General features: G+C 71.0%; 17 protein-coding genes. 14 read left to right on the top strand and 3 right to left on the bottom strand.

Going from position 1 to position 14,674, the window contains the following annotated elements; translation table 11 throughout:
- Window position 1: 1 nt before the first annotated feature.
- From VZQ01_RS04185 to VZQ01_RS04175, 3 genes are all read right to left on the bottom strand, one after another.
- Window positions 2-751 (bottom strand): ABC transporter ATP-binding protein, encoded by a 750-nt coding sequence (locus VZQ01_RS04185; RefSeq protein WP_223783105.1) that lies wholly within the window; start codon window positions 749-751, stop codon window positions 2-4.
- Window positions 748-1,248: a GbsR/MarR family transcriptional regulator gene (locus VZQ01_RS04180; protein WP_223746585.1), complete on the bottom strand. Its 501-nt coding sequence runs from the start codon at window positions 1,246-1,248 to the stop codon at window positions 748-750. Before VZQ01_RS04180 ends, VZQ01_RS04185 begins: the two co-directional genes overlap by 4 nt.
- Window positions 1,249-1,482: 234 nt before the next feature.
- Window positions 1,483-2,115, bottom strand: a complete 633-nt coding sequence (locus tag VZQ01_RS04175; RefSeq protein ID WP_223746586.1) for a S1 domain-containing protein — start codon at window positions 2,113-2,115, stop codon at window positions 1,483-1,485.
- A gap of 275 nt (window positions 2,116-2,390) precedes the next feature.
- Between VZQ01_RS04175 and VZQ01_RS04170 the strand changes: the two genes are divergently transcribed.
- The 14 genes from VZQ01_RS04170 (at window position 2,391) to VZQ01_RS04105 (ending at window position 14,671) form a co-directional block, all read left to right on the top strand.
- Complete coding sequence (locus VZQ01_RS04170; protein ID WP_426746942.1) at window positions 2,391-2,672, top strand: hypothetical protein; 282 nt, start codon at window positions 2,391-2,393, stop codon at window positions 2,670-2,672.
- A gap of 135 nt (window positions 2,673-2,807) precedes the next feature.
- Window positions 2,808-3,377 (top strand): hypothetical protein, encoded by a 570-nt coding sequence (locus VZQ01_RS04165; protein WP_223746587.1) that lies wholly within the window; start codon window positions 2,808-2,810, stop codon window positions 3,375-3,377.
- A gap of 92 nt (window positions 3,378-3,469) precedes the next feature.
- Window positions 3,470-3,904 (top strand): tetratricopeptide repeat protein, encoded by a 435-nt coding sequence (locus VZQ01_RS04160; RefSeq protein ID WP_046712699.1) that lies wholly within the window; start codon window positions 3,470-3,472, stop codon window positions 3,902-3,904.
- Window positions 3,905-3,923: 19 nt separating this feature from the next.
- Entirely contained in the window at window positions 3,924-4,316 is a 393-nt protein-coding gene (locus VZQ01_RS04155) for a hypothetical protein (RefSeq protein ID WP_223746588.1), read from the top strand.
- Window positions 4,317-4,323: 7 nt separating this feature from the next.
- The gene (locus VZQ01_RS04150) at window positions 4,324-5,160 is read left to right on the top strand and encodes a sigma-70 family RNA polymerase sigma factor (protein WP_223746589.1); all 837 of its coding nucleotides are present in this window, start codon (window positions 4,324-4,326) and stop codon (window positions 5,158-5,160) included.
- Window positions 5,042-5,593, top strand: a complete 552-nt coding sequence (locus tag VZQ01_RS04145) for an EscF/YscF/HrpA family type III secretion system needle major subunit (RefSeq protein ID WP_223746590.1) — start codon at window positions 5,042-5,044, stop codon at window positions 5,591-5,593. The genes VZQ01_RS04150 and VZQ01_RS04145 overlap by 119 nt, the downstream gene beginning before the upstream one ends.
- A 103-nt stretch (window positions 5,594-5,696) precedes the next feature.
- Window positions 5,697-6,512, top strand: coding sequence for a type III secretion protein (locus VZQ01_RS04140; protein ID WP_141333049.1), 816 nt, complete (start codon window positions 5,697-5,699; stop codon window positions 6,510-6,512).
- Window positions 6,513-6,587: 75 nt separating this feature from the next.
- Complete coding sequence (locus VZQ01_RS04135; RefSeq protein ID WP_426746941.1) at window positions 6,588-8,966, top strand: hypothetical protein; 2,379 nt, start codon at window positions 6,588-6,590, stop codon at window positions 8,964-8,966.
- Window positions 8,967-8,990: 24 nt separating this feature from the next.
- Window positions 8,991-9,665 carry a FliH/SctL family protein gene (locus tag VZQ01_RS04130; protein WP_141323013.1) on the top strand — a complete coding sequence of 225 codons (675 nt, stop codon included), beginning with the start codon at window positions 8,991-8,993 and terminating at the stop codon, window positions 9,663-9,665.
- A gap of 25 nt (window positions 9,666-9,690) precedes the next feature.
- A complete protein-coding gene (gene sctN / locus VZQ01_RS04125) occupies window positions 9,691-11,004 on the top strand; it encodes a type III secretion system ATPase SctN (RefSeq protein WP_141323014.1) in 1,314 nt (437 codons plus the stop codon).
- 86 nt (window positions 11,005-11,090) lie between these two features.
- On the top strand, window positions 11,091-11,579 hold the full coding sequence (locus VZQ01_RS04120; RefSeq protein WP_046712706.1) for a flagellar assembly protein FliH: 489 nt from the start codon (window positions 11,091-11,093) through the stop codon (window positions 11,577-11,579).
- 33 nt (window positions 11,580-11,612) lie between these two features.
- Window positions 11,613-12,509 carry a flagellar hook-length control protein FliK gene (locus VZQ01_RS04115; RefSeq protein WP_223746592.1) on the top strand — a complete coding sequence of 299 codons (897 nt, stop codon included), beginning with the start codon at window positions 11,613-11,615 and terminating at the stop codon, window positions 12,507-12,509.
- Window positions 12,506-13,930, top strand: coding sequence for a type III secretion system cytoplasmic ring protein SctQ (gene sctQ / locus VZQ01_RS04110; RefSeq protein WP_223746593.1), 1,425 nt, complete (start codon window positions 12,506-12,508; stop codon window positions 13,928-13,930). The genes VZQ01_RS04115 and sctQ overlap by 4 nt, the downstream gene beginning before the upstream one ends.
- An 87-nt stretch (window positions 13,931-14,017) precedes the next feature.
- Entirely contained in the window at window positions 14,018-14,671 is a 654-nt protein-coding gene (locus VZQ01_RS04105) for a FliO/MopB family protein (protein WP_223783101.1), read from the top strand.
- Window positions 14,672-14,674: the final 3 nt, after the last annotated feature.

Here is a 14,674-nt window from a genome sequence, read left to right as displayed (position 1 = left end):
GTCAGTGACCCTCCGCGCCCGCGGCCATGGCCCGCTTCGCCTCGGCGGGGGTGAGCCGGTCGAGAATCTTCCCGTCCGCCAGGCGCACCACCGCGTTCGCGTGGTTCATCACCTTGGCGTCGTGCGTGGAGAAGATGAAGGTGGTGCCCTCCTTCTGGTTGAGCTCCTTCATCAGGTCGATGATGTGCTGGCCCGTCACCGAGTCCAGGTTCGCCGTGGGCTCGTCGGCGAGCACCAGCTGCGGCCGGGTGACGAGCGCGCGCGCCACCGCCACGCGCTGACGCTGGCCGCCGGACAGCTCGTTGGGGCGGTGCTTCGCATGGTCGGCGAGGCCCACCTGCTCGAGCAGCTGCATCACCCGCTCCTTGCGCTGGTTCTTGTCCAGCTTGCGCTGCAGGAGCAGCGGGAACTCCACGTTCTGGAAGACGCTGAGCACCGACACCAGGTTGAACGACTGGAAGATGAAGCCGATGGTGTGCAGGCGCAGGTGCGTGAGCTGACGCTCACTCAACTGCTTGGTGTCCTGACCCGCGACGCTCACCACGCCCGAGGTCGCGGTGTCCACGCAGCCGATGAGGTTGAGCAGCGTCGTCTTGCCGCTGCCGGACGGGCCGGCGATGGAGATGAACTCCCCGGGGTGCACCTGCAGGTCCACGCCCCTCAACGCGGGGACCACCACCTTGCCCAGGGTGTAGTCCTTGGTCACCTGGGTGATGGAGACGATGGGAGACTGCGCGACAGCGCCATTCATGCGGTGCGTCCTTTCGAGGCCTTGGAAGTGCGGGGTGTGGGGCGGGCGGCGCGCGAGGCTCGCCACCGCTCGGCGATACCGGCCATCTCGGCCAGGTAGAAGTCACAGAAGTCCGCCGCCTCGCGCAGGTGGTGCTTGTTCGCGAGCTGCGGCACGGAGAGGGCCTCCTGGCACACGCGGACGAACGCCTTGACGCTGTCCTCGGCGGTGCGAAGCCGGCTCTCCCAGCCATTGCTGTTGACGACGTAGTAGTGCTGCCGGTCTCCCGGCACGCTGACGGGCTCCACCAGACCAATCGCCATGCTGGCGCGGATGTTGGTGGACACGGAGGCCGCGCTCACCTTGAGCACGCGCGCGAGCTGCTGCAGCGACAAAGGTTCGTCCGTCAGCATCAGCAGCGCGTGGATGCGCCCGCCGATGCGCGTGCCGCCCTGTCGCTCGAAGTACAGCCCCATCGATTCGATGAAGCGCTGCTCCGCGACGCCCAGCTCCTTCATGCACGGCCTCCGTCCCACCCGCGTGGGGGCCGCGCGCGACGCGCTTCCGCCGGGGCCCAGGGTGGCGCCCGGCATCTAGTTCGTTCAGGCCATTCAGTCAATACTGAATGAAGTGAATGGACCGCCCCGAGGCGTCAGGTGGGGCGGGTGAAGCGAAGGCCCACGGCCAGGTGGGGCCGTGGGCCTGGGATTCCCTCTGGGAAGAGGGCGTCATGCGGGCGTGTGCCCGGGGCGCTAGTACGTGTCGGGGCTGGTGCTCTTGTCACCGCTGGTGTCGCCACCCATGTCCCGGTTCTTGCTGGAGTCCATGCCGGAGCCGCCGGTGCCGGGCTCATCCAGGGTGCCGCCGGGGTCCAGGGTGCCGTTGTCCTGCGGCGGCGTGCCCTGGTTGATGGAGGAGTCCGGCGTCATGACGTCCGTGCCCGCGCCGCCGGTGCCCGACAGCGAGATGCTCTTGGCCATGTTCTTGGTCTCCTTCACCTCGAAGCTGGCGCGGATCTCCTGGCCCTCCTTGAGGTCCTTGGCCTTCTTCAGGGTCGGGTCGGTGAACATGGTGCTCTTGTCGATGTCGAGCGGCACCACCGCGCCCTGCGCGTCCTGCACGAAGACCTTGCTGCTCTCGGTCTTCACCACCTTGCCGCTCAGCTCCTTCTGGCCCATGGCGCTGGAGCCCATGGTGGAGCCCGAGCCGCCCACGGGGCTGCCGGGCTGCATCGTGCTGTCCTGGGGCATGCTGGTGCTACCTGAGGTGCCCGAGCCGCCCTGCGCCGAGGTGTCCGTCTGGGGCTTGTTCTTGTCGTCGCCCGCCAGGGCCGTTCCGGAACCGACCAGCGCCAGCGCCGCGAAAATCCCGATCAGCTTCTTCATGGGAGAGTCTCCTGTGTGAGTGCGACGGGGGGCGTTGTGTGGTGCGTCATCCCCCGCTGTTCCAAAAGCTAGGTGCGGATGTGGAAGGGGACAGGGCTGGGGGGGCAAGGCTGGCGCGTGCCCGGTTCCTCCCCTGCCGGTGGGCCTGGGGCCAGCCAATCCCACGGGGCAGGATGGGAGGCGGCTTGAAGCAGGGGCCGCTTTTCCCCTACCGTCCAGCCAGCAAGCGTCCCGCGGCCCTGGTGCCGTGGGCCCGACAGGAGACCCCCTCCGCGATGCCCCCGTCCGCCAAGCCGTCGTCCGCCCCCCCGCCGCAGGAGCTGCCGGCGCCGTCGTACCCCGCAATCGAGTCGCTGCTCGAGGCGACCCCCGCGGAGGACGTCCGGGCGCTGTTCGCCCCGGTGAAGGAGGGCCTGGCCGGCCTCAAGGGCCCCAAGGTGGAGGTGGGCAAGAAGGCCCAGGTCGCGCTGGACCACGCCGAGCAGCTGCTGGAGCTGCTGGTGGACACCCGCGAGCGGCTGATCGCCGAGGCCAAGGGGGCCAAGGGTCGGAAATGACGGGCTTTTACCCGTTCGTCACGGTTTTTGGCTCCGGGCAGGCAACTGGCGGAGCGCCGGGACGATAATGGGAGAAAGAGCACTGGATCATCCGGGAGCTCTGTCTTCTTCTTCTCGCAGCGCCTGGAGGATGAAATGGCGAACATCAACAGCATGCAGGGCCCCAGCATCCGGCTCTCCACCCACGTCACGACGGCGCGCCAGACCCCTGAGACGGGCTTCGGCGCTCGGCTCCACAACGGGCTGAACAGCGCGGCGGGCGCGGTGGGCACGGGCGTCGGCGCGGTGGCCGGCATGATTCCTGGCGGGCAGATCGTCTCCGCGGCGGTCTCCTCCGTGCACACGCTGTCCAACACGAGCGGCTCGGGCGCTGGCCCCTACGCCGGTGTGATGAGCACCGCGGTGGGCGCGGGCGGCGGCGGTGTCGTCGGCGGCGCCTCCGTGGGCGGCGCGGCGGTGGGCATCAGCGGCGTGGCCGGTGGCATCGGCGGCGGCGTGGCCGGTCCGGGCACGGGCGCGCTGGGCACCAGCACGTCGGACACCGTGGGCGGCAACTTCTCCCTGAACCAGATGGCGGCGGAGAACTCCAAGCTGCTCAACCTGCAGGCGGCCATCCAGCAGGAGTCGCAGACGTTCACGGCGATTTCCAACGTGATGAAGTCGCGGCACGATTGCATCAAGAACTCCATCAGCAACGTCCGCTAGGCCCGTAGGGCCTGGGTCGGGCCGAAGCACGGCGGGGAGGGGAGCGGCGCCGCTTCCCTCCTGGCCGCGCGCGGAAAGGAAGAGCGAAGTCCATGGCGGAGAGCGTCTCGGAGATCTCGAACAGCCTGGTCCCCCTGGGGCGCCAGCAGGCCATGGTGTTGCTGGAGGCCGGCTACCTGTGGCTGGACATGGGACAGTTCGACAAGGCGAAGGAGATCTTCGCCGGGGCCGCGGCGCTGATGCCCAAGAGCGAGGTGCCGCAGCTGGGGCTGGGCGCCGTGGAGTTCGCGCAGGGCCGTCACGACAAGGCGCTCCAGGCCTACCGCTCCGCGCAGCGGCTGGCCCCGCAGGCGTCGCTGCCGCGCGCGCATGTGGGCGAGGCGCTCCTGTTCCTGGGCAAGGTGCCGGAGGCGCTCAAGGAGCTCAAGGCGGCCATCGACCTGGAGCCGGAAGGTGACGGGGCGCGTCTTGCGCAGGCGCTCCTCCAGGCGAAGGATGCGGGAGTCCTGCCTCCCGCGAAGAAGTAGGGGCAGGGGAGGTTCACCCATGGCTGTCGGTGGCGTTGGACGCGGTGGAGGGAAGGGGCGCGCCGGTGGCGCGAAGGGGCCGTCGTCCGCGGCGCCCGCGGGTGGGGCTTTCGGCGCCCGGGTGGACAAGGCCGAGTCTCTCGTCGGAGTCTCCGGTCTGGTAGGCTCCAGCAACGTCCAGGGCCCCCAGGCCGCGGACCCGGTCGCCGCGCAGGCGATGGCGATTGCCCGCGGGCTGAAGAACGGGGGCTTCAAGAGCAAGGAAGAGGCGACCCGGGCGTTGGTCGCCGAGGTCCTGAAGGAGAAGCTGCGCATGAAGTCCTCCTCCCTCACCACGAAGATTGCGGACGCACTGCAGGATGACCCGCGGCTGAACCAGGTTCTCGAGCGGCTGTGGTCCAAGGCCGAGTGAGCAGCGCTTGCCACTGGGCGACGACAGACAGGCCATCCTCACGAAGTACGGCCCCTACGTTCGGTCCCTCGCGGCGACCGTGCGCAAGCAGTTCAACGCCCAGCTGGAGCTGGACGAGCTGGTGGCGTACGGACAGATAGGCCTGCTGGAGGCCGCCGAGCGCTTCGACCCGAAGGTGGGCGCCAACTTCCTCACCTTCGCCCACTACCGCATCAAGGGCGCCATCTTCGACGGTCTTCGGAAGATGGGCGTCCTGCGGGGCTCGGACGCCCGGACGGCGTATGTCGGGGAGCGGGCGGCGGCCTATTTGGGGAATTTGTCGGACCGCGAGTCGGGCTCAAGCAACCGCGGCAGCTCATTCGACGATGATGTCAGTGACATCTCGGATGCTGTGCAGGGGCTGGCGATGGTGTTCGCCTCCAGCCTCGAGGGTGCGGACAGCGCGGGCTACACCGACGAGTCCCTGCCGGTGGACATCCGGCTGGAGCAGGAGCAGCTGAAGACGCGGGTGCGGGCGGCGATCGAGAAGCTCCCGGAGAAGGAGCGAAAGCTCCTTCAGGGGTACTACTTCCAGGGCAGGACGCTGGAAGAGGCGGGGGCGGAAATCGGGCAGTCGAAGAGTTGGGCGTCTCGGCTTCATGCGCGCGCCATCGACCGGCTCAAGGAACTCTTGAACGAGGAGGAGGAACTTCCTCCGACCTCGACGGATGCAAGGAGGCTGTCACATGGCGGGTCCGATGGCGGGCATCTCCGCGGCGCAGGTGGCGCAGCAAAAGCTGCAGGATCAGGGCGCTCAGCAGACGACGAAGCAGGGCGCGTCGAAGTTCGACGGAGTTCTCGCTGACAAGGCGCAGGGCGCCGGTCAGGTGGACGCCGCGCAGGGCGTGAACAAGGCCCAGGCGACGCAGAAGACGGACATGGTCCGTCAGGTGGAGACGGTCAACAAGACGGAGAAGGCGGGCCTGAACAAGGTCAACGCCAACGCCGCCCAGCCCGTGTCCGCGAAGGCGGCCGAGCCCGTCGCCGCGAAGACGGAGACCGGCAAGACGGCCAAGGCCACCGACATGATGGAGCAGGTGCTCGGTGACCTGGAGAAGGGCCAGGGCAACCTGGAGAAGATCATCTCCCAGGCCGCCAGCGGCAAGCAGTTCTCCAACGCGGAGCTGCTCTCCCTTCAGGCGTCCATGTATCAGTACACCCAGCAGCTGGACCTGACGAGCAAGGTGGTGGAGAAGGCGACCACCGGTCTCAAGGACGTCGTCAAGACGCAGGTCTGAGTCCGTCCACCGTCCTTGGTGGCGCTTGACGAAGGGCGGCTCCTCCTGGTTGGAGGGGGCGCCCTTCCGCGTTTTCCGAGGCCCTAGTAAGCTCCCCGTGCCCATGATTCGCCGACCGCAAGCGTTTGTCGCCCCGCTCCTCGCCCTCGTGCTCGTGACGGGCTGTCACATCGAGCTCCAGCACGAGCTGAGTGAGGCGGACGCCAACGAAATCTACGTCCTGCTCAGCAAGAACGGCATCAACGCGAAGAAGGAGAAGGAGGAGGGCGGCAACGAGGTCCGGTTCATGATCACCGTGCCCAAGACGGATGCCGCCGAGGCCGCGGAACTGCTCAAGCTCAACTCGCTTCCGCGTCCGGTGGAGAAGGGCCTGTCCCACTTCGCCAAGGGAAGCATGGTGCCCACCGCCACGGAGGAGCGCGCCATGCTCCTCAAGGCGATGGGCGGCGAGGTCTCCAACGCGCTCAACCAGATCGACGGCGTGCTGGAGGCGCGCGCGATCGTGAGCGTCCCGGAGAACAACGACCTGACGCAGCCGGAGAACAAGCCGATGCCGTCCGCGTCGGTGTTCATCAAGTTCCGGCCCGGCGCGGAGGGCAAGCCGCCCATCGACGTCAACGCGGTGAAGGCGTTCGTCGCCACGGCGGTGCCGGAGATGAAGCCGGACGCGGTGACGGTGCTGATGACGCCCGCGCTGGGACCCAAGGCGGAGAAGACCGACGAGAACCGGCAGCAGGACGTGCTGGGTCTGCGCATGACGGCCTCCAGCGCCAGCCAGTTCAAGGTGATGATCGCCGGAGCCTTCGCGCTCATCCTGGGGATGATGGGCGTCACGGCGTGGTCCATCATGCGCGGGGGCGGCGGCAACGCCCCCACGGCGCGTGGCCCCCGCCCCCGGGTCCGCCCGCCCGAGGCCTGACCGGTTCCGCGCCCCCCTTCGAGGGGGCGCCTTCTTTCCTCCCAGCGGGCGTCGGTGGGGCCCGCGAGGTGACGTTTGGACTCGTTCTTCACCTCGCTCAACAAGCGCCAGAGCATGCTGCTGCTGACCGCCGTGACGTTCGGCGGGCAGGAGAGCCTGGGCGCGATGGAGCACCTCCCGACGGAGGAAGGTGAGCTCTTGCGCCACCGCGCGCAGGAGATCCTCCAGATTCCTCGCGACAAGCGCATCCCGGCGCTGGTCCAGGAGATCAAGCGGCTGGTGAAGGACCGCCGCGGGCAGCTGTGGACCGCGGAGCCGGAGCGGCTGGCGGCGCTGCTGCAGCGCGAGCGCGGGGCGCTGGTGGAGATCGTCCTGCGCGCGCTGCCCGCGCCCCTGGCGGAGGCCGTGCGAGGCCACCTGCCGCCGCCTCGGGTGAAGCTGACCCGCGAGGTGCGGCCCCAGGTGCTGGACATCGTCCGGTGGAAGCTCGAGGAGGCGCTGGCGCGCGAGACGGGCGACTCGCAGTCCGCGGGCTTCAAGTTCTCCGACGTGCTCCTGCTGACGCAGCGCGAGCTGTTCACGGTGTGCGACCGGTTGGGCGCGCGCGTGCTGGGGCCGGCGCTGGCGGGGCTTCCCGACGCGGAGCGCGAGGCCCTGTTCGAGCCGCTGCCTCCGGACCTGAAGCTGCTCGCCTCCAAGTCGGTGGCGGCGAACGCGCCGCGCAAGCTGCCCGAGGAGGACGCTCGCGCGCAGCTGGAGCAGCACGATGCGCTGAGGAATCCGGCGGGCTCCATCCGCAGCGCGGGCGTGCAGCGCCTGGTGCGCGCGTGCGTGGCCCAGTCCGCGGAGTTCGCCGCGCGCATGGTGGAGAAGTACCGGGGCGAGTTCGGCGGGCTCATCGCGAAGTGGCTGCGCGAGGAGCGAAACCGGCAGCCGGCGCGGGGCGATGGTGGCCGCACGGACATCGTCATGGACCTGGAGCGGCTCGCCTCGCGCGGGCTCATCGAGCGCCCGGTGCGCCTGGCCACGCCGCCCCCGCCGCGTCAGTCCGCGGTGCTGCCGCCTCCGCCCGGCGCGCGCAAGGCCGCCGCTGCCGCCGCTGCCGCACGTCCCGCCGCGCCGTCCTCGGGGCGGGATGCCGCGCCTCCCGCGGGGCGGGAGGGTGCGAGTCCTCCGCCCCGCGAGCCCGCCGCCGCGCGCCCCGCTCCGGGGGCTCCCAAGGCCGCGCCCGGACAGGGTGGGACGGTCTCTCGTCGTCCTCCTGGCGCGGCGCCCGCCGTCCGTCGCGACTTCATGGCCGAGCGCGCCGCGAGGAACGCGGGCGCCATGTCCAGCCGCGAGGGCTCGCGTGTCGCGCGCCCCAAGGACGGGGCCTCGGATGGCTCGGCGATGCATCGGATTCCGCCGCGCCGTGACCCTGGGGCCTCCCCGGAGGCCACCGGGGACCACCGGGAAGCCCGGCGAGACCCCTCGGCCCCGGTGGCCCGCAGGGAGCCGTCCGGAGCCGACCCCCGGTCCGCTCGACCTGGAAGGGTGGATCCGGAGGGTGCCCGCATCGGACCGCCTCCGTCGCGCCTGGGACAGGGTGGGGCTCGTCCTCGTCCGTCGAGCGCTGCCGCGGGCTCGCCCGAGGCCCCGGCGCGTGCTCGCATCGGACCGCCTCCGTCGCGCCTGGGAGGCCCTCGCCCCTCGAGCGCGGCCGCTGGTGAGCCCCTGCCTCCCGGTGCCCGAGAGCGTTCCCGTGTGGCGCCCGACGCCGAGGGCTCGCGGGTGGCGCCCGCGGGGGATGGCTCGCGGGTGGCGCCCGCCGGTGATGGTTCCCGTGTGGGGCCAGCCGCCGGGGGCTCGCGGGTGGCGCCTGTCGGGGGCTCGCGCGTGGCGCCTGCCGGTGATGGCTCGCGAGTCGGGCCCGCGGGTGATGGCTCTCGTATCGGGCCCGCCGGGGGCTCGCGCGTGGCGCCTGCCGGTGATGGCTCGCGAGTGGGCCCCGCGGGTGATGGCTCTCGTATCGGGCCCGTCGGGGGCTCGCGGGTGGCGCCTGCCGGTGATGGCTCGCGAGTGGGGCCCGCCGCTGGGGGCTCCCGGGTAGCGCCCGCGAGCGATGGCTCACGCGTGGCGCCCGCGGCCGGCGGCTCGCGCATCCAGCGCCCCCCCGAGGCAGGGTCCCGCGTGCGGCCTCGCCCCGAAGCCCCCGAGGCCCAGGAGGTCTCGCGCGTGTTCCGCTCGCGCTCGTCGGTCTCCATCGCGGCGGTGCGCCCCGAGCCCCCCCGTGAGGGTGGGGCGGAGCGGCCTCCTCGGGTGCTGGTCGGGCGGGCTGGCACCTCCGCGGGGCAGGCGCCCGCGGGCGGGCAGGAGGGGACGTCCGTGCAGCGCAGGCCACGTTCACCGTCCGGGACGGACGACTCTTCGTCCTCGGGCTCGGGCGGGCGTGGACCTCGCGGCGGAACGCGCTAGCATCCGGCCCGCAAGGAGCGGCGCATGGCGATCGGCAAGGTGATCAAGGGAGACGGGACGGCCGAGCCGTCCGTCGTGTCGGAGCGGCCGGTGTTGCGGCCTCCGCGCGCGGGGGTGATGAACGCCGAGGTCTTCGAGGCGCGCCAGGGCGCCCAGGGCATCCTCGAGGAGGCGCAGCGCGAGAAGGAGCGCATCCTCGCGGAGGCGCAGCGGGAGCGTGAGGCGCTCCTCGTGAAGACGCGCGAGGAGGGACGTCAGGAGGGGCTCGCCCAGGCCACGGAGATCATCCTCCGGGCGAAGATGCAGGCGGGGGAGATCCTGGCCACCTACGAGCAGGACGTCATCGCGCTGGGGCTGCGCGTCGGGGAGAAGATCATCGGCCGGAGCCTGGAGAAGGACCCGGACCTGATGCTGGAGCTGTGCGCGGCGGCCATCGACAACCTGCGCAGCGCCCGCTCCATGGTGCTGCGGGTTCATCCCAAGACGGCGGCGGTGCTGCGCGCGAAGAAGCCGGTGTTGATGGAGCTCATCGGTCGCGCGGTGGACCTGGCCATCAAGGAGGACCCCGAGGTGGCCCCGGTGGGCTGCATCGTCCAGACGGAGTTCGGCACGGTGGACGCGCAGCTGCCCACGCAGTTGGAGATGCTCCAGAGCGTGCTCTTGCCCGACCAGAACGGCCCGAAGGAAGGCCCGGCGTAGCCGGGACGGGAAGGAGCCCACGTCCATGGCCATCGACCTCTCTCGTTATCTCGACCTCATCAAGGACGCCCAGACGGTCCGCGTCCGCGGCCGCGTCACCGAGCTGACGGGCCTCATCATCAAGGCGAGCGTCCCCAACGTCCGCGTGGGCGAGCTGGTGCTCATCAAGAGCCGCGCGCGCGGCGCCGTGAAGGCCGAGGTCGTCGGCTTCCAGGGCGACGAGGTCATGCTCATGCCCCTGGGTGAGCTGTACGGCATCGGTCCGGACAGCGAGGTGATTCCCACCGGCAAGCCGCTGAGCATCAAGTGCGGCGAGGCGCTCCTGGGCCGCGTGCTCAACGGCATCGGCGAGCCGATGGACGGCAGCCCCCTGCCGGACGAGGGGCTCATCGACTGGTCCGTGGACCGCGACTGTCCGGACCCCTTCACGCGTCAGCGCATCGAGCGGCCGCTGCCCCTGGGCGTGCGCTGCATCGACGGACTGCTCACCGTGGGCGAGGGCCAGCGCGTGGGTCTCTTCGCCGGCTCCGGCGTCGGCAAGTCGACGTTGATGGGGCAGATCGCGCGCAACACCAAGGCCGACCTCTGCGTCGTCGCCCTCATCGGCGAGCGTGGTCGCGAGGTGCGCGAGTTCATCGAGGACGCCATGGGCGAGGAGGGCATGAAGCGCTCCGTGCTCGTGTGCGCCACGTCCGACCAGCCCAGCCTGGTGCGTCTGCGCGCCGCCTACGTGGCCACGGCCATCGCCGAGTACTTCCGCGAGCGCGGGGGCAACGTGCTCTTCATGCTCGACACGGTGACGCGTCTGGCGCGAGCCCAGCGTGAGATTGGCCTCGCGGTGGGCGAGCCCCCGGCGCGTCAGGGCTATCCGCCGAGCGTGTTCTCCATGCTGCCGCGCATCCTGGAGCGCACGGGCAACTCGCAGAAGGGCAAGTGCACCGCCATCTACACGTGCCTGGTGGCCGGCGGTGACATGGAGGAGCCCATCGCGGACGAGGTCCGCGGTATTCTCGACGGCCACTTCATCCTCAACCGCGCCCTGGGCGAGCGAAACCAGTGGCCCGCCATGGACGTGCTCGCCAGCCTCAGCCGCGTGATGAGCGGCATCGTCTCGAAGGAGCACAAGAAGGCCGCGGGCAAGCTGCGCGAGACGCTCTCCACGTACGAGAAGCAGCGCGACCTCATCCTGCTGGGGGCCTACCAGTACGGCACGGACCCCCGCACGGACTACGCCATCGACAAGTACGACTCCATCATCGACTTCCTCAAGCAGGACACCCACTCGAACTCGGACTTCGAGGACACGGTGGGCCAGCTGGTGGGGCTGTTCGACGAGTGAGGTCCACCCAGGAGGGTGGGCTTGGGGCCCCCTGGTCCACTGGACGGGGGTGCACCTCCGGGAAACCGGGGTAGGATGGGGACACCATGCCCCCGTACCGGTTGCAGACCCTGCTGGACATGCGGACCCGGGCCAAGGAGGAGGCCGAGCAGGCCTTCTCCGACGCCATCAAGGCCCTGGAGCGCGAGAAGGTGGAGCTCCAGCGTCTGATGGACGAGCTGGAGCGGCGCAAGCGCGAGCGCAAGGAGAAGGTCGCCGCCTACCTCAAGGAGATCATGGCCAAGGGTGCCGGCATCAACGGCATGAACATGATGGGCCGCTTCGAGGAGCGCCTGAAGGACGAGGAGGCGCAGGTGGCGCTGGAGGTCGAGCGTCAGCGTGAGGCGGTGAAGGTGGCCGAGCGCCTGGTCGAGCAGCGGCGCCGGGAGATGGCCGAGGCGGCCAAGGAGCTCAAGGCCATCGAGAAGCACAAGGAGACCTGGCAGAAGCAGGTGAAGCATGAGCGCCAGCAGCGCGAGGAGTTGAGCCAGGAGGAGATTGGCAACGCCTTGTTCCTGGCTCGGCAGCGCAAGTAACCTGCCGCCACCCCATCCCTCGGGAAAGATGTCATGAGCCGTGTCGACGACGACCGTGAAGCAGCGCGCCTGGCCGAGCGCATCATGCAGGAGAAGAAGCTCGCCGAGGGCCAGGCCAAGAAGCGCCAGGAGGGCACGTCCGCCTTCCAGAAGCTGATGCAGCCGCAGGCGCAGCCCCAGGCGACGGCCCCCACCCAGACGCCGCAGACGCCGGGAGGCCTGGCCCGTCAGGTGCTGGCCAAGGCGACCCAGCAGGGGAAGACCTTCGGCGAGGCCCTCCAGCAGCCGCCCCAGATGGGCGGCAACCCCGCCTCCACGCTGGCCCAGACGCAGCGTCGGGCGGACACGAACACCTCGGAGGCCCGCTCCGGCTCGCGCGCCTCGGACGCCAAGGAGACCCAGCGCACCTCCGAGGGGCGGGAGAAGGACCTGGACAAGGCCGACTCGGCCCTGGGGCAGGTCAGCTCCGAGCGCGGCGCGGCCATCCGCGCGGACGCGGACGCGGGCGGCAAGGGCAGCGGCGGCGGTGGCAAGGAGGACAAGAAGGGCGGCGGTGGCACGGAGATGGGGGCGGGCTTCCGCTTCAACCCCGCGCTGATGGCGCCGGTGCCGGTGGCCAAGCCCAAGGACACCGCGGGCTCCGAGCGGCTGCGCGCCATGGCGAGCGAAATCGCGCAGAAGATCGTCGACCGCGTGCGCGTGGGGACGAACGCCGCGGGCCTGGCCGAGTTCCAGATTGATCTGCGCGGGGACGTGCTCAACGGCCTGTCCATCAAGGTCAGCGCGCGCAACGGGAAGATCTCCGCCACCTTCAGCGGCACCAACCGTGACGTGCTGAAGATGCTCGAGGAGCAGAGCGACGGGCTTCGCACCGCGCTCGGGGGCCGGGGCCTGAAGCTCGAGACGGTCCGCTTCGAGGCGAAGACATGAGCGTGGAGCCGGAGGACGAGTCTCCGGGCGTGCACGAGCGCACGATGCTCGTGGACCTGCGCAACCTCAAGCCCGTCCGTCCTCCTCCCGAGAAGGCCGGCGCGCCGGAGAATGCGGAGCCGCGTCCCGAGAAGGCCGAGCGGCCGGAGAAGGTCGCGCGGAGCGCCTGGCGTCCCTTCACGTTCAAGGGGCTGGAGAAGGTGTCGCGCGCCCAGGGGCAGCTCGCCGAGCGGCTGCGCTGGCTGACGCCCAACGAGGGGACGCTGACGGGCGTGTCCGCCCGGCTCAAGGGGCTCTTCGACGCGGAGGTCGGCCTGTCGCTGGAGTCCGTGCAGGTGCGGCCCATGGCGGAGCTGCGCCGCTTCCTGGGGGACCCGACCTTTCTTGCGGTGCTGGCGCCCGGGGCGCTGCCGGGGCGGGCGGTGCTCGAGGTGGAGCTGGCGCTGGCGCACACGGCGGTGGACCTGCTGTTGGGCGGCGCGGGCGAGACGGTGGGCTTGAGGCCCCTGACGGACATCGAGGAGGGCGTGATGGGCTACGTCATCCTGGAGGCGCTGCGGGTGCTGGTGCCCGCGCTCCAGGCCGGCGTGCCTCGCCCGAGGCTGGACGGGGTCGCCCGGGGCGTTGACGAGGTGTCCGCGCGCCTGGGGGACGACGGGCCGATGTTGACGGTGCACCTGAACGCCACGCTGGGACCGCACGGCGGCATGGTGCGGCTGGTGGTGCCGGCGGCGGTGCTGGAGGCGGCCGAGCCCGCGGTGGAGAGCGCCCAGCGGCGCGCCCGCGTCAAGGCGGACCTGGCGGCGAACGCGGGCCGGCTGTCGGCGGTGCGCGGGTGGCTGCGGGCGGAGATTGGCACGGCGGAGCTGACCGGCCAGGACCTGGCGAGCCTGCGCGTCAAGGACGTGGTCCTGGTGGACGTGCTGTCGGCGCGGCCGGACCGGGGCGAGCCGGGTACGGCGCAGCTGCGGCTGGGCGCGGGGCGCTCGGGGCACGCCGAGGCCGAGGTCTTCGTCGAGGACGGGCGCTACCAGGCGCGCATCACCCGCATCATCCCCGGGGAGTCGGGGAACCCGCGCTCGGCCACCGAGGAGGGTGGGGGGCGGGACGAGGAAGAGGATTTCACCAACCCGGAGCTGGACGTTCCTCCGGAGCTCGAAGGGGCGCCCTTGGACGACGTGAACAAGCCGGACGGAAGCGACCTGCTGGGCGACGTGCCGCTGCAGATCGCCGTGGAGCTGGCGCGCATCCCGGTCACCGCCGAGCAGGTGGTGGGCATGCGGGCCGGTCAGGTCATCGAGCTGAGCCGGGGCCCCGGCGAGCCGGTGGAGCTGTCCATCAACGGCAAGGTGGTGGCCCGCGGTGAGCTGGTGGAGATGGAAGGCCAGCTCGGCGTCCGCGTCACCACGTTGGCGAGCTGAGCACCTTCGCGAGGACTGGAAGCAAGCGGGCTGCCAGACGGGGCCCGTGGCGGTCCTCCGGCCTTTGAACTAGCCTCGCCCCCAGCCATGGCAGTCCTCCGCAACCCCCTCCCGCGCCTGACCCTGGGCGTCACGCTGCTGCTCGCGCCCGCGTCCGTGTGGGCGCAGGCGCCCGCGCCGAGCCCCTCGCCCGTTCCCGCCGCGCCCACTGGGGCCGCGGTCGGGGACGCCGTGGCGCCGCCACAGGCAGGGCAGGGCGCCCCGGCCGCGCCTCCTCCTGCCGCGCCTTCTCCTGCCTCGTCCCCCGTCTGGGAGGACCCGTCCATCAACGCCGCCGCGGCTGCGGAGGCGGAGCCGGAGAGCATGGGCTGGATGCTCGTGCGCACCCTGATGGTCCTGGGCGCGGTGGTGGCGTCCATCTACCTGACGTTGAACGTGGGCCTTCGCCGGCTGATGGGCCTGCAGTCCACCTCGACGGGGCGGCAGACGGTGGTCTCCGTGGTGGAGCGGCTCCCCCTGGACCCCAAGCGCGCGCTCTTCGTGGTGAAGGCCGCGGACGAATACCTGTTGGTGGGCGGCGGCGAGGCGGGCCTGCAGTTGCTGTCGAAGCTGGATGCGGAAGCCGTCGAGCGCATCCGGGCACAGCGCCCGCAGACGAACGTGGTTCCCCTCAGCCCTTTCCTCCAGAAGCTCCTTTCCCGTCGCTCCGGGGGCTCGTCGTCCGAGCCCCCTGGCGCCTGATGG

The sequence above is a fragment of the Myxococcus faecalis genome (assembly GCF_050039385.1).
GTDB lineage: Bacteria > Myxococcota > Myxococcia > Myxococcales > Myxococcaceae > Myxococcus > Myxococcus fulvus.
The sequence above is the reverse complement of the archived record's forward strand: the minus strand, read 5'-3'. Positions and strand labels throughout refer to the sequence as shown.

What these genes read in the sequence shown, in the direction of transcription:
- sctN (WP_141323014.1), top strand. Translation starts at nt 9,691, where the DNA reads ATGGCCATCGACCTCTCTCGTTATCTCGACCTCATCAAGGACGCCCAG.
- VZQ01_RS04175 (WP_223746586.1), bottom strand. Translation starts at nt 2,115, where the DNA reads ATGAAGAAGCTGATCGGGATTTTCGCGGCGCTGGCGCTGGTCGGTTCC.
- VZQ01_RS04120 (WP_046712706.1), top strand. Translation starts at nt 11,091, where the DNA reads ATGCCCCCGTACCGGTTGCAGACCCTGCTGGACATGCGGACCCGGGCC.
- VZQ01_RS04115 (WP_223746592.1), top strand. Translation starts at nt 11,613, where the DNA reads ATGAGCCGTGTCGACGACGACCGTGAAGCAGCGCGCCTGGCCGAGCGC.
- VZQ01_RS04180 (WP_223746585.1), bottom strand. Translation starts at nt 1,248, where the DNA reads ATGAAGGAGCTGGGCGTCGCGGAGCAGCGCTTCATCGAATCGATGGGG.
- VZQ01_RS04155 (WP_223746588.1), top strand. Translation starts at nt 3,924, where the DNA reads ATGGCTGTCGGTGGCGTTGGACGCGGTGGAGGGAAGGGGCGCGCCGGT.
- VZQ01_RS04170 (WP_426746942.1), top strand. Translation starts at nt 2,391, where the DNA reads ATGCCCCCGTCCGCCAAGCCGTCGTCCGCCCCCCCGCCGCAGGAGCTG.
- VZQ01_RS04165 (WP_223746587.1), top strand. Translation starts at nt 2,808, where the DNA reads ATGGCGAACATCAACAGCATGCAGGGCCCCAGCATCCGGCTCTCCACC.
- VZQ01_RS04185 (WP_223783105.1), bottom strand. Translation starts at nt 751, where the DNA reads ATGAATGGCGCTGTCGCGCAGTCTCCCATCGTCTCCATCACCCAGGTG.
- VZQ01_RS04105 (WP_223783101.1), top strand. Translation starts at nt 14,018, where the DNA reads ATGGCAGTCCTCCGCAACCCCCTCCCGCGCCTGACCCTGGGCGTCACG.
- VZQ01_RS04130 (WP_141323013.1), top strand. Translation starts at nt 8,991, where the DNA reads ATGGCGATCGGCAAGGTGATCAAGGGAGACGGGACGGCCGAGCCGTCC.
- VZQ01_RS04140 (WP_141333049.1), top strand. Translation starts at nt 5,697, where the DNA reads ATGATTCGCCGACCGCAAGCGTTTGTCGCCCCGCTCCTCGCCCTCGTG.
- VZQ01_RS04160 (WP_046712699.1), top strand. Translation starts at nt 3,470, where the DNA reads ATGGCGGAGAGCGTCTCGGAGATCTCGAACAGCCTGGTCCCCCTGGGG.
- VZQ01_RS04145 (WP_223746590.1), top strand. Translation starts at nt 5,042, where the DNA reads ATGGCGGGTCCGATGGCGGGCATCTCCGCGGCGCAGGTGGCGCAGCAA.
- sctQ (WP_223746593.1), top strand. Translation starts at nt 12,506, where the DNA reads ATGAGCGTGGAGCCGGAGGACGAGTCTCCGGGCGTGCACGAGCGCACG.